The organism is Allobosea sp. R86505, from assembly GCF_042466375.1.
Classification (GTDB): Bacteria; Pseudomonadota; Alphaproteobacteria; order Rhizobiales; family Beijerinckiaceae; genus Allobosea.
Genome location: NZ_JAXHPY010000001.1, coordinates 4,808,227 through 4,824,805 on the forward strand (window position 1 = coordinate 4,808,227; position 16,579 = coordinate 4,824,805).

At 68.9% G+C, this 16,579-nt stretch carries 19 protein-coding genes and 1 pseudogene; 11 read left to right on the top strand and 9 right to left on the bottom strand.

Annotation, left to right across the window (positions count from 1 at the left end; translation table 11 throughout):
* Nucleotides 1-63 precede the first annotated feature (63 nt).
* From SJY11_RS23200 to SJY11_RS23215, 4 genes are all read left to right on the top strand, one after another.
* Complete coding sequence (locus SJY11_RS23200) at nt 64-204, top strand: hypothetical protein (RefSeq protein ID WP_376989075.1); 141 nt, start codon at nt 64-66, stop codon at nt 202-204.
* Nucleotides 205-287: 83 nt separating this feature from the next.
* A complete protein-coding gene (locus tag SJY11_RS23205; protein WP_326909169.1) occupies nt 288-605 on the top strand; it encodes an ArsR/SmtB family transcription factor in 318 nt (105 codons plus the stop codon).
* 34 nt (nt 606-639) lie between these two features.
* The gene (locus SJY11_RS23210; RefSeq protein WP_376989076.1) at nt 640-2,028 is read left to right on the top strand and encodes an FAD-dependent oxidoreductase; all 1,389 of its coding nucleotides are present in this window, start codon (nt 640-642) and stop codon (nt 2,026-2,028) included.
* Complete coding sequence (locus tag SJY11_RS23215) at nt 2,028-3,275, top strand: MFS transporter (protein ID WP_376989077.1); 1,248 nt, start codon at nt 2,028-2,030, stop codon at nt 3,273-3,275. The genes SJY11_RS23210 and SJY11_RS23215 overlap by 1 nt, the downstream gene beginning before the upstream one ends.
* A 16-nt stretch (nt 3,276-3,291) precedes the next feature.
* On the opposite strand, the gene SJY11_RS23220 is transcribed toward SJY11_RS23215, so the two are convergent.
* From SJY11_RS23220 to minC, 7 genes are all read right to left on the bottom strand, one after another.
* On the bottom strand, nt 3,292-4,344 hold the full coding sequence (locus SJY11_RS23220) for an ArsO family NAD(P)H-dependent flavin-containing monooxygenase (protein ID WP_376989078.1): 1,053 nt from the start codon (nt 4,342-4,344) through the stop codon (nt 3,292-3,294).
* Nucleotides 4,345-4,394: 50 nt separating this feature from the next.
* Nucleotides 4,395-5,699 (bottom strand): arsenic transporter, encoded by a 1,305-nt coding sequence (locus SJY11_RS23225; protein ID WP_376989079.1) that lies wholly within the window; start codon nt 5,697-5,699, stop codon nt 4,395-4,397.
* Nucleotides 5,700-5,772: 73 nt separating this feature from the next.
* Nucleotides 5,773-6,186 (bottom strand): arsenate reductase (glutaredoxin), encoded by a 414-nt coding sequence (arsC, locus tag SJY11_RS23230; RefSeq protein ID WP_376989080.1) that lies wholly within the window; start codon nt 6,184-6,186, stop codon nt 5,773-5,775.
* Nucleotides 6,183-6,536, bottom strand: coding sequence for an ArsR/SmtB family transcription factor (locus SJY11_RS23235; RefSeq protein ID WP_376989081.1), 354 nt, complete (start codon nt 6,534-6,536; stop codon nt 6,183-6,185). Before SJY11_RS23235 ends, arsC begins: the two co-directional genes overlap by 4 nt.
* 104 nt (nt 6,537-6,640) lie before the next feature.
* Complete coding sequence (gene minE, locus SJY11_RS23240; RefSeq protein ID WP_326909184.1) at nt 6,641-6,904, bottom strand: cell division topological specificity factor MinE; 264 nt, start codon at nt 6,902-6,904, stop codon at nt 6,641-6,643.
* Nucleotides 6,901-7,716, bottom strand: coding sequence for a septum site-determining protein MinD (minD, locus tag SJY11_RS23245; protein ID WP_069053756.1), 816 nt, complete (start codon nt 7,714-7,716; stop codon nt 6,901-6,903). The genes minE and minD overlap by 4 nt, the downstream gene beginning before the upstream one ends.
* A 32-nt stretch (nt 7,717-7,748) precedes the next feature.
* Nucleotides 7,749-8,489 carry a septum site-determining protein MinC gene (gene minC / locus SJY11_RS23250; RefSeq protein WP_376989082.1) on the bottom strand — a complete coding sequence of 247 codons (741 nt, stop codon included), beginning with the start codon at nt 8,487-8,489 and terminating at the stop codon, nt 7,749-7,751.
* Between the two features lie 182 nt (nt 8,490-8,671).
* Here minC and SJY11_RS23255 point away from each other — a divergent pair, with 182 nt between their 5' ends.
* Nucleotides 8,672-8,911: a hypothetical protein gene (locus tag SJY11_RS23255; RefSeq protein ID WP_376989083.1), complete on the top strand. Its 240-nt coding sequence runs from the start codon at nt 8,672-8,674 to the stop codon at nt 8,909-8,911.
* Nucleotides 8,912-8,935: 24 nt separating this feature from the next.
* On the opposite strand, the gene SJY11_RS23260 is transcribed toward SJY11_RS23255, so the two are convergent.
* Nucleotides 8,936-9,733, bottom strand: a complete 798-nt coding sequence (locus SJY11_RS23260; RefSeq protein ID WP_376989084.1) for an HpcH/HpaI aldolase family protein — start codon at nt 9,731-9,733, stop codon at nt 8,936-8,938.
* Between the two features lie 226 nt (nt 9,734-9,959).
* On the opposite strand from SJY11_RS23260, the gene SJY11_RS23265 reads away from it, so the two are divergent.
* From SJY11_RS23265 to SJY11_RS23280, 4 genes and pseudogenes are all read left to right on the top strand, one after another.
* On the top strand, nt 9,960-10,958 hold the full coding sequence (locus SJY11_RS23265; RefSeq protein ID WP_376989085.1) for a sialic acid TRAP transporter substrate-binding protein SiaP: 999 nt from the start codon (nt 9,960-9,962) through the stop codon (nt 10,956-10,958).
* A gap of 21 nt (nt 10,959-10,979) precedes the next feature.
* A complete protein-coding gene (locus SJY11_RS23270; RefSeq protein ID WP_376989086.1) occupies nt 10,980-11,555 on the top strand; it encodes a TRAP transporter small permease in 576 nt (191 codons plus the stop codon).
* Complete coding sequence (locus tag SJY11_RS23275; protein WP_376989087.1) at nt 11,552-12,955, top strand: TRAP transporter large permease; 1,404 nt, start codon at nt 11,552-11,554, stop codon at nt 12,953-12,955. The genes SJY11_RS23270 and SJY11_RS23275 overlap by 4 nt, the downstream gene beginning before the upstream one ends.
* A gap of 89 nt (nt 12,956-13,044) precedes the next feature.
* Nucleotides 13,045-14,050, top strand: a pseudogene (locus SJY11_RS23280) (NAD(P)H-quinone oxidoreductase).
* 27 nt (nt 14,051-14,077) lie between these two features.
* Here the strand turns inward: SJY11_RS23280 and SJY11_RS23285 are convergent.
* Nucleotides 14,078-14,770, bottom strand: a complete 693-nt coding sequence (locus SJY11_RS23285; RefSeq protein ID WP_376989088.1) for a dienelactone hydrolase family protein — start codon at nt 14,768-14,770, stop codon at nt 14,078-14,080.
* A gap of 263 nt (nt 14,771-15,033) precedes the next feature.
* Between SJY11_RS23285 and SJY11_RS23290 the strand changes: the two genes are divergently transcribed.
* Nucleotides 15,034-15,552, top strand: a complete 519-nt coding sequence (locus tag SJY11_RS23290; protein ID WP_376989089.1) for a (2Fe-2S)-binding protein — start codon at nt 15,034-15,036, stop codon at nt 15,550-15,552.
* Entirely contained in the window at nt 15,549-16,574 is a 1,026-nt protein-coding gene (locus SJY11_RS23295) for an FAD binding domain-containing protein (protein WP_376989090.1), read from the top strand. Before SJY11_RS23290 ends, SJY11_RS23295 begins: the two co-directional genes overlap by 4 nt.
* Nucleotides 16,575-16,579: the final 5 nt, after the last annotated feature.

The window sequence follows — 16,579 nt, forward strand, 5'->3', positions numbered from 1 at the left end:
TCGGCGCGCGACAAGGCGGTGCTGGAAAGCCCCTGGGTTGCGGCGGTCGCGGAGGGCGAAGGCATGCCCTCGGCATCGTCGCCTGGTGCGATTTCGCGGCGCCCGAGGCCGGAGCGCGGCCCTGTGATCCGCGACGCGATCGCGATCGAGGCCGAACGCGACCGGCTCTTTCCCGACAATGCGCGGCGGATCTATCGGTTCTGAAGAGCACCAGCACCGCAGCCGTTATTTCGATAAAACCGGAAATATCGATTGACGACACCTGGAGCATCGATCATGCTCGCAGCATGGATACGATCATCGCAGCCTCGCGGCTGGAGGCACTGGGCAATCCGACCCGGCTGTCGCTCTATCGCGCCCTCGTCCGCGCCGGCCATGGCGGGTTGTCGGTCGGGGATTGCCAGAGCCGGCTCGGCATCGCGCAGTCGACGCTTTCCTTCCATCTGAAGGCGCTGATCGTGGCCGGGCTGGTGACGCAGGAGCGGCAGGGCCGTACCCTCGTCTGCCGGGCGAATTTCGAGGTGATGAGCGGGCTCGTCGACTTCCTCGTGGCGGAATGCTGCCGGGACGAGTGCTGCGGGACGTCAGACGCCAGCGCCGCCTGACGGCGCGAGCGATCCTTCGATTGGGAGAACAGCCATGAACCAGACCATCGCCATCATCGGTGCGGGACCGGTGGGTCTCGCTGCCGCCGCGCATGCGCTCGAGCGCGGGCTCGATCCGGTCGTGCTGGAGAAGGGTCCGGCGGTCGGCCATGCCGTCCGGCACTGGGCGCATGTGCCGATGTTCTCGCCCTGGGCCTTCAATGTCGATGCGGCGGCCGAGCGGCTGCTGACGGCGTCCGGCTGGACGCGCCCGGACGGGGACAGCTATCCGACCGGCGGCGATCTCGTCGCACGCTATCTCGCCCCGTTGGCGGAGATTCCCGCGCTGCGCGAGCGCATCCGCCTCGGCGCCGAGGTCCTGGCCGTCTCGCGCCGCGGCTTCGACAAGGTCCGCACCGCCGGGCGCGAGAACGCCCCCTTCGCGCTGCGCTGCCGCTCCGGCGGCGAGGAGATGACACTCTTCGCGGACGCCGTGATCGACGCCTCCGGGACCTGGTTCGCTCCCAATCCCGCCGGCTCGGGCGGTCTCCCCGCCATCGGCGAGATGCAGAACACCGGACGCATCCGCTACGGCATGCCGGATGTGCTGGGCACCGATCGTACGCGCTATGCCGGCCGAAGGGTCGCCGTGCTCGGCGGGGGGCACAGCGCCATCGGGACGCTGACTGCGCTCGCCGCCCTTCCCGATGCCCGCACCCCGACGCCGGTCACCTGGCTCTATCGCGGCGCCGATGTCGCCAAGGCCTATGGCGGAGGGGCCGCCGACCAGCTTTCCGCGCGCGGCGAACTCGGCCTGCGCATCGCGCAGCTCGTCGAGAGCGGTCGCCTGACCGTCGAGACCGGCTACCGCCTCGACCGGATCGAGAGCGATGCGGCCGGGCTGCGGCTGATCGCCGATGACGGCCGCACTGTCCCGGTCGACGAGCTGATCGTGGCCACCGGCTTCCGGCCCGACCTCGGCCCGCTCAGGGAATTGCGGGTTGCGCTCGATCCGGCGCTGGAATGCCCACCGGTGCTGGCGCCGCTGATCGACCCCAACGAACATTCCTGCGGCACGGTGCGGCCGCATGGCGCGGCCGAGCTCGCCCATCCCGAGCCCGGCTTCTACATCGCCGGGATGAAGGCTTACGGCCGGGCCCCGACCTTCCTGCTCGCGACCGGCCATGAGCAGGTCCGTTCCATCGTCGCGGCGCTCGCGGGGGACCATGAAGCGGCGCGGCGCGTCGAGCTCGTGCTGCCGGAGACGGGCGTCTGCAGCGCCACGCCGGGCGGTGGCAAGGCGGCGGCGGCGGGCTGCTGCGGCGGGCCGGCGCCTGCTCCCAGCACCGCCTGCTGCGCGCAGGATCACGACGCCAAGGCGGCGGGCGAGACGGGCTGCGGCTGCAGCGGGACCACGAAGACGCCGGAGCTCGCGACCGCCTGATGACGACGCTTTCTGCTCCGCCTGCGGGCTCCACTGCCCGCGGCCATCTCGGCCTGATCGTGGCGCTCGGCGCCACCCAGGTCGCCGGCTATGGCACGCTCTACTACACCTTCGCCGTGCTCGCCCCCGAGATGACCAAGAGTTTCGGCTGGGCGCCGGAATGGACCTATGGCGCCTTCGCCGCCGGCCTGCTCGCGGGCGGTCTCGCCGCACCCTTTTCCGGCCAGTTGATCGACCGCTTCGGCACGCGGGCGATGATGAGTCTCGGCAGCGTGCTGGCCGCGGCCGCGCTCTACGGCCTGTCGCAGGCGCGCGATCCGGTCAGCTTCTACGTGGCCATGATCGCGGTGGAGACGGTGGCGACGCTCGTGCTCTACGACGCCGCCTTCACCGCGCTGACCCAGGCGGAGGGGGCCGGCGCGCGGCGCGCGATCAGCAAGCTCACCCTGATCGGCGGCTTCGCCTCGACGCTGTTCTGGCCGCTGACCACGGCGCTGCTCGCGCATTACGACTGGCGCAGCATCTATCAGCTCTATGCGATCGGCTATCTCGTCCTGTGCCTGCCGCTGCATGCGCTGCTGCTGCCGGCCCGTGCAGGCAAGATGACCGCAACGGCCGCCCCGCGGCCGGAAGCCGACCACCACAGCTATCTGGTCGGACGAGACCGCATGCGCGCCTTCATCCTGCTGGCGCTGGCCTTCTCGCTTCAGGGCTTCGTCGTCTCGGCCATGTCTGTGCATATGCTGACGATGCTGCAGGGCCTGGGGCTCAGCGCGGCGCTCGCCGTCGGGATCGGCGCCATGGTCGGCCCCTCGCAGGTGACCGGACGGCTGGTTGAAATGCTGTTCGGGAAGGACCTCGAGCCCACGACGACGGCCTGGGTCTCGGCGGCGCTGATGCCGATCGGCTTCGCGCTGCTGCTGGTCAGCGGCACGACGGCGACGCTCGCCGGGCTCTTCGCCATCGCCTATGGCGTCAGCATGGGGCTGAGCTCGATCGTGCGGGGCACGGTGCCGCTGCGGCTGTTCGGCCCCGCCGGCTATGGCGCGATGCTGGGCAAGCTCTCGGCGCCGGGGCTGGCCATCCGCGCGGCCGCGCCGGTCGCCTTCGCGGTCATGGTCGAGCGGGCCGGGCTCATGCCGAGCACAATCCTGCTGATCGTGCTCTCGGGGGCGGCGGCGGCGGCCCTGTTTGCGCTGTCGCGCTATGCGGCCTCCGCACCGGGTGCCGGCGCCAGATCGGGATGAGCAGGAGCGGCCGGGGTCAGGCCAGCGCCGCCGCGATCTCTGCCACCGTCGAACGGGCCGTGAGCATGACGCCGATCAGGGTTGCCGAGGCCGCGCCGGTCCAGTCGCCATAGCCCACGAGCCAGAGCCCCGGCTCGTCGATGGACCGCGTGTCGCTCGTCGCGACTCGGCCATCCTCCCCGACAACTCCGAGCGGCGCCAGATGCGACAAGGCGGGCCGAAAGCCGGTGCACCAGATCACGGCATCGACGGTCGAGCGCGTGCCGTCGGCCCAGACGACGCCGTCTTCGGTAAAGCGGACGAAGGGAGCGACCGCGTGCAGCACGCCACGCTCGCGCGCCTCCCTGACCGGCGGCACCATCACGACGTCGCCGAAGCCGCCGACGGGCAGGTCGATCGTGCGACCCTCCTGGGCCGCCCGCCAGCGCGCCGTCGCCCGCTCGAACAGGACACGACCATCGACATCGTCCGGCAAAAAGGCGGGCGGGGTCGCCGTCACCCAGGTCACGTCGGCCACAAGCGACAGCTCGGCCAGGATCTGCGCCCCGGAATTGCCACCGCCGACGACGAGAACGCGTTGGCCGGCGAATGCACCCGGTGTGCGGTAATCCGCCGAATGAATCTGTCGCCCCGCAAACAGCGCCTGATCCGGATAGCTCGGCCGGAACGGATGGCGCCAGGTTCCGGTCGCGCTGACGACGAAGCGGGCGCGGCGCGTGCCGGCGCTGGTTGCGATGGAGAACCCGGCTCCGTCGCGGTTGACGGCCTCGACCTCGACCGGCCGCTCGACGTTGAAGCCGTAGCGCGCCTCGTAGCGCGCCAGATAATCGATCACCGCATCGCGATCAGGATATCCGTCAGGGCTTGCCGGCATCGGCCAGCCCGGCAGCGAACTCAACTGCGCCGGCGAGAACAGCCGCAGCGAATCCCAGGCATGAAGCCAGGCGCCCCCGGGCTTCTCCTCGCCATCCAGAATGGCGAAGCGAAGCCCTGCCCGCTTCAGAAAATAGCCGCAGGCGAGCCCGGCCTGGCCGCCGCCGATGACCACCACGTCCAGCGGGTCATCCATGTGGCTCTCCTCCAGGACGCAGGGTCCAGCTTGATCGACGGCCGTGAGGGTCATGACACCACAGGCAGCCAGAGCCAAAGCGCCAGCAGCGCGGCCAACAGCACCGGCGGCGTCAGGACGAGCCCGACCTTCATGTACTGGCCCCAGCCGATGGTCTGGCCCTTGCCGGCCAGCACATGCAGCCAGAGCAGGGTCGCGAGCGAGCCGATCGGCGTGAATTTCGGGCCGAGATCGTTGCCGATGACATTGGCGTAGATCATCAGCTCCTTCGTCAGCGGGGCGACCGCAGCCCGGTCGATTGCCAGCGCACCCACGAGCGTCGCCGGCATGTTGTTCATCACGGAGGCGAGGCCGGCGACCAGGAACCCTGTCCCCACGGTGGCCACGAAGCTGCCCTGTGCGGCCAGCCAGATGAGGATGCCGGCGGCGATGTCGGTCAGACCCGCATTCCCGAGGCCGTAGACCACGAGATACATCCCGACCGAGAACAGCACGATCTGCCAGGGCGCCCCGCGCAGAACCTTAGATACGGAGACGACCGCCCCCGTGCCGCCTGCGAACCAGCGCCCGGCGATCGCCATCAGCAGCAATGCGGCGGCTCCCGTCACGAAGGCGATCGGGATGCCGAGCGGCGCCGTGGCGAAATAGGCGACGAGCAGGACGCCGAGCAGCGGGAAGGCGGCGCGGAAGACAGCCCTGTCGCGGATCGCGGCGGCCGGCGCCTCGAGTTCTCCGACCGCATAGGACGGCGGGATGTCGCGCCCGAACCAGAGCCAGAGCACCAGCAGTGTCGCGGCCAGCGACGCCAGGTCGACCGGCAGCATCACCGCCGCATAGCGCGCGAAGGAAATGCCGAAGAAGTTCGCCGTGACGATGTTGACGAGGTTGGAGATCACCAGCGGCAGCGAGGTCGTGTCGGCGACGAAGCCGCAGGCGACGATGAAGGCCATGGCGCCGGCGGGCGGAAAATTCAGCCGCAGCAGGATCGCCAGCACGATCGGGGTCAAGAGCAGCGCCGCGCCGTCATTGGCGAAGAAGGCGGCGATGACCGCCCCCAGCAGGATCACCAGCGGGAACAGCCGCCGGCCGTTGCCACCGCCCCAGCGCGCGACATGCAGCGCCGCCCAGGCGAAGAAGCCCGCCTCGTCGAGGATCAGCGAGATGACGATCAGGCCGACGAAGGTGAAGGTCGCGTCCCAGACGATGGTCCAGACCGTGCCGACATCGGCCCAACCGACGACACCCGCGAGGAGGGCAACCGCCGCGCCGCCGAGCGCCGACCAGCCGATGCCCAGCCCGCGCGGCTGCCAGATGACGAGGACGAGCGTGGCCGCGAAAATGGCGAAAGCGAGCATGAGATTATCCGAGGATCTGTCGTAGGGGCGTGCGGCCTTGCGGGAGCAGCGGGACCACAGTGGATGGTGCGGCTCAGCGGGGCGCGGCGGGGTGGGTGACGACCTCGCCATCCTCCTTGGTGAAGCGCGGGACGGGGTTGTCGAGCAGGTCCAGCACGCGTTCGGAGGGGCGGCAGAGCCGCGTGCCCCGCCGGGTGTTCACGATCGGGCGGTTGATCAGGATCGGGTGCGCCATCATCGCGTCGAGCAGGGCATCGTCGCTCAGCGAGGGATCGCCGAGGCCGAGTTCGGCATAGGGCGTGCCCTTCTCGCGGAGGATGTCGCGTGGCCGCGCCCCCATCGCCGCGAGCAGCCCGACCAGCGTCTCGCAGCCCGGCGGGGTCTTCAGATACTCGATGACGACAGGCTCCTCGCCTGAGGCCCGGATCATCGCCAGGACGTTGCGCGAGGTCCCGCAGGCGGGGTTGTGATAGATCGTGACGGTCATCGCGTGGCCTCGGGCTGCGCGCAGCTGCGCGTGGCGAGCGCGAGGACATCGCCGCAGATCGCCGGGTTTCCGCCGCAGCAATCGGCCGTGAGGAAGGCGAGCAACAGCCCCATCTCGACGAAGCGCGCGGCGTAGAGGATGTGCCGCCCCTCTCGCCTGGAGGCGACGAGGCCCGAGCGTTCCAGCGTTGACAGGTGGAAGCTCATGCGCGTCGGTGCGATCCCGAGGCGTTCCGCGATCTCGCCGGAGGGCAGGCCCTCGGGCCCGGCCCTGACCAGCAGGCGAAAGGCGGCGAGGCGGTCGATCTGCGCCAAGGCGGAGAGTGCTTCGATGGCGGCTTCGTCATGCATCCTGCAATACTACAAGTATTGTTGTAATCTGCAAACCAAAGAGAGCCCGGCGCACCGCAGCCGCCGGGCTCTGTTCGGGATGGCTGCGGCGCGGCGCAGCCCGTTCAGGCGGCCTTGCGGGCGACGTCGAAGGGGATCTCGATATCGACGGCGAGCGTCGAGACCTGGGCGCCGCGCTCCATCGTGACGCTGACCTTGTCGGCGTCGATCTGCATATGCTTCGAGATCGCGCGCAGGATCTCGTCCCTGAGCTTGGCGACGAGATCGGAATCGCCGACCGCGGCGCGCTCATGCGCCAGCAGGACCTTGAGGCGCTCGCGAGCGGCCGGCGCCGACTGCACGCGCGAGAAGAAACGACGCAGGTTCATGCCGCCTTCCTTCCGAAGATCTTGCCGAAGAAGCCCCGCTTCTCGCCCGGGATCATGATCGGCAGGTTCTCGCCCTGGAGCCGGCGCGCGGCTTCGAAATAGGCGATCGAGGGGGCACTGCGGTCATCCGCCAGCGTCACCGGCGAGCCGAGATTGGAGGCCCGCAGAACGTCCATGCTCTCGGGGATGATGCCGAGCAGCGGGATGGAGAGGATCTCCAGCACGTCGTCGACCTTGAGCATGTCGCCGCGCTCGGCCCGGACGGGGTCGTAGCGGGTCAGCAGCAGGTGCTTCTCCATGTGCTCGCCGTTCTCGGCGCGCAGCGTCTTGGAATCGAGCAGGCCGATGATGCGGTCGGAATCGCGCACCGAGGAGACCTCCGGATTGGTCACCACGATGGCGACGTCAGCATGGCGCATGGCCAGCGTCGCGCCGCGCTCGATGCCGGCGGGGCTGTCGCATATCACCCAGTCGAAGACGCTCTTCAGCGCGCCGATGACCTTCTCCACGCCCTCGGCGGTCAGGTTGTCCTTGTCGCGGGTCTGCGAGGCCGGCAGCAGGTAGAGCGTCTCGACGCGCTTGTCGCGGATCAGCGCCTGGGTGAGCTTCGCCTCACCCTGGATGACGTTAACGAGGTCGTAGACGACCCGCCGCTCGGCCCCCATGACGAGGTCGAGATTACGCAGCCCGACGTCGAAATCCACCACCACGACCTTGTCGCCACCCTTGGCGAGCGCTGCCCCCAGCGCGGCGGACGACGTCGTCTTGCCGACGCCCCCCTTGCCCGAGGTGACCACGATGACCTTGCCCATAGACCTCTCCCGATTATCCCGATGTCGCCCGGTCAGGCGATCGACCCGACCTTGAATGTTTCGCCTTCGAGCCAGATCTGCACGGCCTTGCCGCGCAACTCCGGCTCCATGTCCTCGGCGGTCTTGTAGAAGCCGTCGATCGCCAGCAGCTCCGCCTCGAGCCGGCTGCAGAAGATGCGCGCCGAGGCGTTGCCCATGGTGCCGGCGAGCGCCCGGCCCCGCAGCGTGCCGTAGACATGGATCGAGCCGCCCGCGACGACCTCGGCGCCCGAGGCGACCGAGCCGACGATGGTGACGTCCCCTTCCGGGAAGAACAGCGACTGGCCCGAGCGCACCGGCTGGGTGACGATGATCGAGGGCGTCGGCTTGCCCGGCGTCGGATCGGAGCGAACGACGCTTTCGGGGGCCACCGCTTCCGGCACTGGCGCCGCCTCGGCAGCCGGTGGCTCGACATCGGCGGTCGAGCGCCCGCCGGACATCGCCGGCGGCAGATCCGAGCCCAGCATCGAGGCCGTGGCCCCCTCGATGCCCATGATCCGGACGCCACGACCGGAGAGCTTGCCGACGAGGTCGCGCAGCTCCGCCCGGTCCAGTTCGAGCCCCTCGATGTCGAGCACGACGGGCCGCCGCAGGAAGAAGCCGGCCGAGAGCGCGGCCAGTTCGTCGAGCCGGATCAGCCAGTCCTCGAGCGGCAACTCGGGGGTCAGCGTCAAGGCAAGGTAGGAGCGCCCCTTGAGGCGGATGGGCCTGGGTTTGGTTAACACGGCGGTCATCTTGGTAAATTTTCGGTGTCTTCGGTGTATTCAGCCAATGGTTAACGGCTGGTAAATAACGCGGCTCCGCAGGCCTTTCCGATGCGCCGTTGTACAGGTGCCGCAGGCCGTCCGAAGGGAGAGGCGGAAAGCCTTGAAACGTGCGATCCTCGCGGCCGGGCGATGTGCCTGCGGAGCAGACCATGGACATCATCGTAACGCCCAGCGGCCCGACGAGCTGGGCTCTGATCGACCTGCTCGGACGCAATATGGGGCGCGTCGAGCTGGCGGCGCCGGACGAATACCGAATCATTCCCGGAGAGCGCGTCGCCGAGAGCATGCGCGCGATGAAGCACGGCCCCTTCGCGACACTCGATGCCGCCCTGTCGCAGATCGAGGTCTTCACGCGCTCGACCTGCCGGCTCGCCCCGGGAGCCGACTAGCGCGGATGCGGCCTTGAGCGGCGCTCACCGGGCGGCGGGAGCGGCCTGCCCGGTACGCTCGCGCAGCGTCTGCGCGACCGCGGTTCCCTGGTCGATCAGCAGGTTGATGTCGTTGGTGGCGACGATCAGCCGGGCGCCGAGATCGAGCGCATGCGACTGCAGCAGCGCCGCGCCGACGCCGATGACCCCGAAGATCTTGCCCTGCGCGCGCGTCGCCGCCGCGACGGCCGCAAAAGCCGCCAGAACCTTTGGATCGTCGACCGCTCCCAGATGCCCCATGTCGGCGGCGAGGTCGTTGGCCCCGATGATGACGGCGTCGATGCCGGGGACAGCCGCGATGGCACCGGCCTCAGCGACGCCGCCTGCACTCTCAACCATGGCGACGACGAATGTGTCCGCCTCGATCCGCCTGGTCATCTCCGCGGCCGGGGGCACCTGGAAGCCCAGCCGCGCCAGCGGGCTCGGCAGTGAGCGCTTGCCGAGCGGCTGGAAGCGACATTTCTCGACGATCAATCGCGCCTCCGCGGCCGTCTCGACATGGGGCACGACCACGCCCTCGGCGCCGCAGTCGAGCACGCGCGCCAGATCCGGTGCATAGGGTCCGCCGACGCGGACCAGGCAGGGCAGCCCGGCCTCGAAGGCGGTGACGCTGATCGAGGCCGCGTCGCCGATCGCGATCGGCCCATGCTCCATGTCGACGAGCAGGAAATCGAAGCCGCAGCTGCGCGTGACGGTGACGATCTCGGTCGTTCGGATGACGCAGGCCGCGAGCCCGATCGGCGTGCGGCCCTCGGCCAATTGCCGGCGCAAGGTGTTTCGCATTGCACGGTGTCTCCCATCGCGGTGCAGCGACCGGCTACCACACGCATAGTGCGTGCACAATGTGCACAGATTGCGAACAATCGTGCTTGTCTTCCGCATACATTTCAGGCGCTATCGTCCGGGAACGGCAGCGTTCGGCTGGCATGTCGCTTGCTGTGCCGACATCCGGACGCGAGCGGCCGGATCGAGCGCCGACGCAAGACAGCAGCTTAGGGGAGAGACGGGAATGACGGTGACCACCAAGGCCTCGATGCCCCGCGGTCTGCTGGCGGCTCTCGCCGCGGCAGCGCTATCCTTCGCCGCCCTGCCGGCGCAGGCCCAGACCACGCTGAAATGGGCCTATGTCTATGAGCCGGCCGAGCCCCATCACAAGGGTGCGGTCAAGGCCGCCGAACTGATCGAGCAACGCACCGGCGGGCGCTACAAGATCCAGCTCTACCCCTCCGCCACGCTCGGCAAGGAATCGGATCTCAACCAGGGCCTGTCGCTCGGCACGGTCGACATCATCATCAGCGCCGCGAGCTTCCAGGCCCAGGTCTCGAAGCCGCTCGGCGTGACCTATTTCCCCTTCGCCTTCCGCGATTTCGACCATGTCCAGGCCTATGCGAAGAGCGACCTCTACAAGCGGCTCGCCGATGGCTACGAGAAGGCGACCGGCAACCGCATCGTCGCGCTGACCTATGCCGCCGAGCGGCACGTCACCTCCAGCCGGCCGATCCTGACGCCCGCCGACATGAAGGGGCTGAAGATCCGCGTGCCCGACGCCGCCGCCTATATGGCCTTCCCCAAGGCGCTCTCGGCCAACCCGACGCCGATCGCACTGGCCGAGGTCTACACGGCCCTGCAGAGCGGCGTCGTCGACGCGCAGGAGAACGCCTTCAACACGATCTGGTCGAAGAAATTCCACGAGGTGCAGAAGCACATCATGCTCACCGGCCACGTCATCGACGTGCTCAACACGGTGATCGGCGGCGCGACCTGGAAGAAGCTCTCCGACGCGGACAAGGCGATCTTCGTCCTGGCGATGCAGGAGGGCAGCCTGCACGCCTCAACCCTGATCCGCGACGAGGACGACAAGCTGCGCCAGGAGATCGTCAAGGCCGGCACCACCACGATCCATGCGGTCGACAAGGCCGCCTTCCAGAAGGCCGTGCTGGCGAGTTCGAAGCCCGCGGATTTCGGCTTCGTCCAGGCCGATTTCGACGCGCTGGTGGCACTGAAGTAAGCTGGCTGTGGACTCTTCCCCATGACCACGCCGGCCCGCCTCGACGACCAGCCCGCTGTCCTCAACGAAAAGGGCGAATTCCAGGTCGAGGACGAGGCGATCGACCTCTCGGTCTATGCGATCGAAGACTGGCTCGGCTTCGCGGTGTTCTGCGTGCTGGGGGCGACGGTGTTCCACCAGTTCTTCACGCGCTACGCCCTGAACGATTCGGCCGCCTGGACCGAGGAAATCGCGCGCTATCTGCTGGTCTGCACGGTGTTCGTCGGCATCGTCGGCTCGGTGCGCAAGAACAGCCATATCCACGTCGACTTCTTCTATCACTGGCTGCCGCGCTGGATCACGCGGCCGCTCTCGACGCTGGTCGATCTCGGGCGGATCGCCTTCTTCGGCTACGCCGTCTGGCTGACCTGGCAGTTGATCTCCCGCATCGGCGGACAGCCCATGTCGGTCGCGCCGATCGCGATCGGCTGGGTCTATGGGGTCGTCATGCTGAGCTTCGCGGCGATGACGCTGCGCGCGATCCAGGTCGCGCTGCGCAACTGGGCGAACGGCTACAGCGTACTGGAACGCCCGGAGACGGCGAGCGCTTCTTCATGAGCGCGCTGTCCTTCAAACTGCTCTTCCTCGCCCTGATGGGCTCGGGCATCCCCGTCGCCATCGCGATGGCGGGCTCGTCGCTGATCTACATCCTGGCGACCGGCATCGCGCCCGATTTCGTGATCATCCACCGAATGTTCGCGGGGCTCGATTCGTTTCCGCTGCTGGCGGTGCCCTTCTTCATTTTCGCCGGCAACCTGATGAACTCGGCCGGAATCACCAACCGGATCTACAATTTCGCACTCGGCCTCGTCGGCTGGATGCGGGGCGGGCTCGGCCACGTCAACGTCGTCGGCTCGGTGATCTTCTCGGGCATGTCGGGCACGGCGGTCGCGGATGCGGCGGGGCTCGGCACGATCGAGATCAAGGCGATGCGCGAGCATGGCTACAATGTCGAGTTCGCCGTCGGCATCACGGCAGCGTCGGCGACGCTGGGCCCGATCATTCCGCCTTCCCTGCCCTTCGTCGTCTACGGGATGATGGCGAATGTCTCGATCGGGAAGCTCTTCCTCGCCGGCATCGTGCCCGGCATCGTCATGGCCCTGCTGATGATGGCGACGGTCAGCTTCTACGCCCACAGGAACAAGTGGGGTGGCGATGTGCCGTTCGAATGGCCGCGGATCCTGCGCGTGCTGGGCGAGTTGGCGATCGTGGCCGGTTTTCCGCTGGCGATCTGGCTTGCGGTCGATGCCGGTGTCTCGCCGCGCATCGCGGTCGTCGCCGGCTTCGCCCTGCTGCTGGCCGCCGACAGGGTCTTTCGCTTTGCCGCCGTGCTGCCGCTGATGACGCCGGTGCTGCTGATCGGCGGCATGACATCGGGCCTGTTCACTGCGACCGAAGGCGCCATCGCGGCCTGCGTCTGGGCGATTTTTCTGGGCACCGTCTGGTACCGCACGCTGAGCGGCCGGATGGTGATCAAGGCCTCGATGGAGACGGTGGAACTGACCGCGACGGTGCTCTTCATCGTCTCGGCGGCTTCGGTCTTCGGCTGGGTTCTGGCGGTCTCGCGCACCACGGAGATGATCGCCGGCTGGGTGCTGGCCTTCACCTCCGACCCGGCGATGTTCCTGCTTCTGGCGAATGCGCTGATGCTGTTCGTCGGCTGCTTTCTCGAGCCTACGGCGGCGATCACCATCCTGACGCCGATCCTGTTGCCGATCGTGCTCAAGCTCGGCATCGACCCCGTGCATTTCGGGCTCGTCATGGTGCTGAACCTGATGATCGGCCTGCTGCATCCGCCGATGGGGCTCGTGCTCTTCGTGCTCGCGCGCGTCGCCAATCTCAGCTTCCAGCGGACGACGATGGCGATCCTGCCCTGGCTGGTGCCGCTGCTGCTGAGCCTGGCGCTGATCACCTATGTCCCGGCGATCAGCCTCTGGCTGCCGCGCCTGCTGCAGTAAGCGTCCGGGCGTCCCGGCCCTTGAACCGGCAGCGCCTCGTCGCCACAAGGTGCGGCGAAGGCGCCTCCGCGCGCCGCCCCATGGAGACGATGATGGCTTTGCCGCAGACGATGAAGCAGGTGCGCTTTTCCGGGCCCGGCGGGCCGGAAGTGATCGAGATCGAGACGGCCCCGGTGCCGCAGCCGGGCGCGGGCCAGGTGCTGATCGCGGTCGCGGCGGCCGGCATCAACCGGCCCGACTGCCTGCAGCGGGCGGGCGGCTATCCACCGCCGCCCGGCGCGACCAAGGTGCCGGGGCTCGAAGTCTCCGGCCGGATCGTCGCGGTCGGCGCGGGCGTGGCCGAGAGCCGCATCGGCGAGGCCGCCTGTGCGCTGCTGATCAGCGGCGGCTATGCCGAATATGCCGTTGCCGATGAGGTGCTCTGCCTGCCGGTGCCGAAGCCGCTCTCGCTGCTGGAGGCCGCCGGCCTGCCCGAGACCTATTTCACCGTCTACGACAACGTCTTCACCCGCGGGCGGCTGAGTGCCGGCGAGACCATCCTGATCCATGGCGGCTCGAGCGGCATCGGCTCGACCGCGATCCAGCTCGCCAAGCAGGCGGGAGCGACCGTCTATGCGACGGCCGGGTCGGCCGAGAAGTGCGATTTCTGCCGGTCGCTGGGGGCCGATGAGGCGATCGACTACCGGCAGCAGGATTTCCTCGCCGAGGTCAAGCGGCTGACGGACGGAAAGGGCGTCAATGTCATCCTCGACATGGTCGGCGGGCCCTATATCCAGCGCAACATCGCCGCGCTGGCGGTCGAAGGGCGGCTGGTGCAGATCGCCTTCCTGCAGGGACCGAAGGCCGAGCTCAACCTGACCGCGATGATGATCCGCCGGCTGACGCTCACCGGCTCAACCCTGCGGCCGCGCTCGGTCGCGCTCAAGGCGGAGATCGCCGCGAAGCTGCGGGCGGAAATCTGGCCGCTGCTGGAGGCCGGCGCCGTGAAGCCGATCATCCACGCGACCTTCCCGCTCGAACCAGGCGCGGCAGGGCCACGCGCTGATGGAGTCGAGCGCCCATCTAGGCAAGATCATGCTGACCGTCGGCGGCTGAGGCCGACGGCCGGCATCTCGGCGCCGCTCAGGCGCCGAGATGCCGGCGCAGGAAGGCGACGCTGCGGGTGGCCGCGTCGAGCTGGGCGGCCTGGCTGAAGCCGTGGCCCTCGCCCGGATAGATCTGCGTCTCGACCGGCACACCGCGGCCGCGCAGCAGCGCCTCGATGCGCTGCGCATTGCGGACGGGGACGATCCGGTCGGCGGAGCCGTGGAGGATCAGCGTCGGCGCCCGTGGCCGGCCCCCGTCGAGATCCTCCGGCAGGAAGCCGAAATAGCTGACGACGGCGCCGATGCGCCCGTCACGCGCGGCGAGCGACAAGGCGAGCGCGCCGCCCAGCGAAATGCCGACGATCGCGAGGCGCGAGGCGTCGATCGCCGGGTCCTTGCGGACCGACTCGATCACCGAGGCGAGGCCACCGCGCCAGACCGGGTACTTGCGGCCGATCTCGCCGAAGGAGGCGCGCTGCTCGCCGGTGACCTCGAAGTAATGCGGAAACAGCACGGTGTAGCCCTGCCCCGCCAGCGCATTGGCGGCGAACTGGTACTGCGCGCGCCGCGTGATGCCGTCGGCGCCGTGGAGCAGCAGAATCGCGGGCCTGCGCCCTCTGCCTGCGCCCTCGACGCGGTCGATGGTGACAGGCGTCTGGGCGGATGCGGCCGCGGGTGAGCCGGCGACAAGCGCTCCCGTCAGGCCGAGCAGGGCAGTTCTGCGGTCCATAATGTCTCCCGTTTCGCGACTCGCCGTCGAGACAAGCCCTTGTTTCGCGGACGGCGCCCATCCCGGGCCCGCCGATCGGAACCAGCCGCGGCCGGCCAGGTTCCCGAAACGCCTCCGGCCGTCTTTCCAATGCGTCCAATGAGAAGTTTTGGAACCTGAGCCGCCGCTCCCTGTTGTCGCGGGACGAGCCGCGAGCCCCCGCGAGGCCGGCTGGTCCGCATGCCTGCCCACTTTGCCGCCGCCGAACCGAGGAGACGAAGGCCTTGTCCGAGCACGCCGTCGCCGGGACGCAGACCGTCCCGATCCAGATCACCCTGAACGGCGAGCCGCGCTCGCTGTCGGTCTCGCCCGTCACGACGCTGCTCGATCTGCTGCGCAACCATCTCGACCTCACGGGAACGAAGAAGGGCTGCGACCACGGCCAGTGCGGCGCCTGCACGGTGCTGATCGACGGCCAGCGCTTCAACAGCTGCCTGCAGCTCGCGGTGATGCAGGACGGCAAGGCGATCACCACCATCGAGGGGCTGGCGCAGGACGGGCGCCTGCACCCGCTGCAGGCCGCCTTCATCGAGCATGACGCCTTCCAGTGCGGCTACTGCACGCCGGGGCAGATCTGCTCGGCGGTGGCGCTGATCGAGGAAGGGCACGCCACCAGCCGCGAGGAGATCCGCGAATTCATGAGCGGCAACCTCTGCCGCTGCGGCGCCTATACCAACATCGTCGATGCGATCGAGGACGTGGTCGGCTGCAAGCGGCAGCCGCTGCAGGAGGCCGCGGAATGAAGCGCTTTTCCTATCACCGCGCCGACAGCGTCGCGGATGCCGTGCAGGCTCTCTGCGCCACGCCGGATGCGCGGATCGTGGCGGGCGGCACCAATCTCGTCGATCTGATGAAGTACGGCGTCGAGACGCCTTCGGCCTTGGTCGACGTCACCCGGATCGCGGCGCTGAACGGCATCGACGACACCGATGAGGGCGGCCTGCGGATCGGCGCGCTGGTGCCGAACCGAACGGTCGCGGAGGACGCGCGCGTAACCACCCGCTTCCCGCTTTTGGCGAGCGCGATCCTGGCCGGCGCGACGCCGCAACTGCGCAATGCGGCGACGACCGGCGGCAACCTGAACCAGCGCACCCGCTGCTATTACTTCTACGATACGAAAACCCCGTGCAACAAGCGCGAGCCGGGCTCGGGCTGCCCCGCGATCGGCGGCGTCAACCGCATTCACGCCATCCTCGGCGCGAGCGAGCACTGCATCGCGACGCATCCGTCCGACATGTGCGTGGCGCTGGCGGCGCTGGGCGCCGAGGTCCGCGTCGAGGGTCCGAACGGGGCGCGCCGCATTCCCTTTGCCGACTATCATCGCCTGCCGGGCGATGCGCCGGAGCGCGACAACACGCTGCAGCCCGGCGAGATCGTCGAAGCCGTTCTACTGCCGCCGGAGGCCGGAGCCTTCGCCGGCCATCACAGCTATCTGAAGCTGCGGGACCGCCTGTCCTATGCCTTCGCGCTGGTCTCGGTTGCGGCGGCCCTCGACATCCGGGAGGGGCGTATCGTGGCGGCCCGGCTGGCCCTCGGTGGGGTGGCGCACAAGCCCTGGCGCCGTGAGGAAGCGGAAGCGGCGCTGGTCTGCTCGCCCGCCGACGAGGCCGCCTTCGCCGCGGCCGCGACGCAACTGCTCGCGGGTGCGCAGGGCCATGAGCACAACGCCTTCAAGATCGAGCTCGCCCGACGCGCCATCCTCCGCGCGCTCGGACAGGCGGCCGCCGGCACCCCGCAATCGCAGACCGACAAGCGCATCGCCTGAAAGGC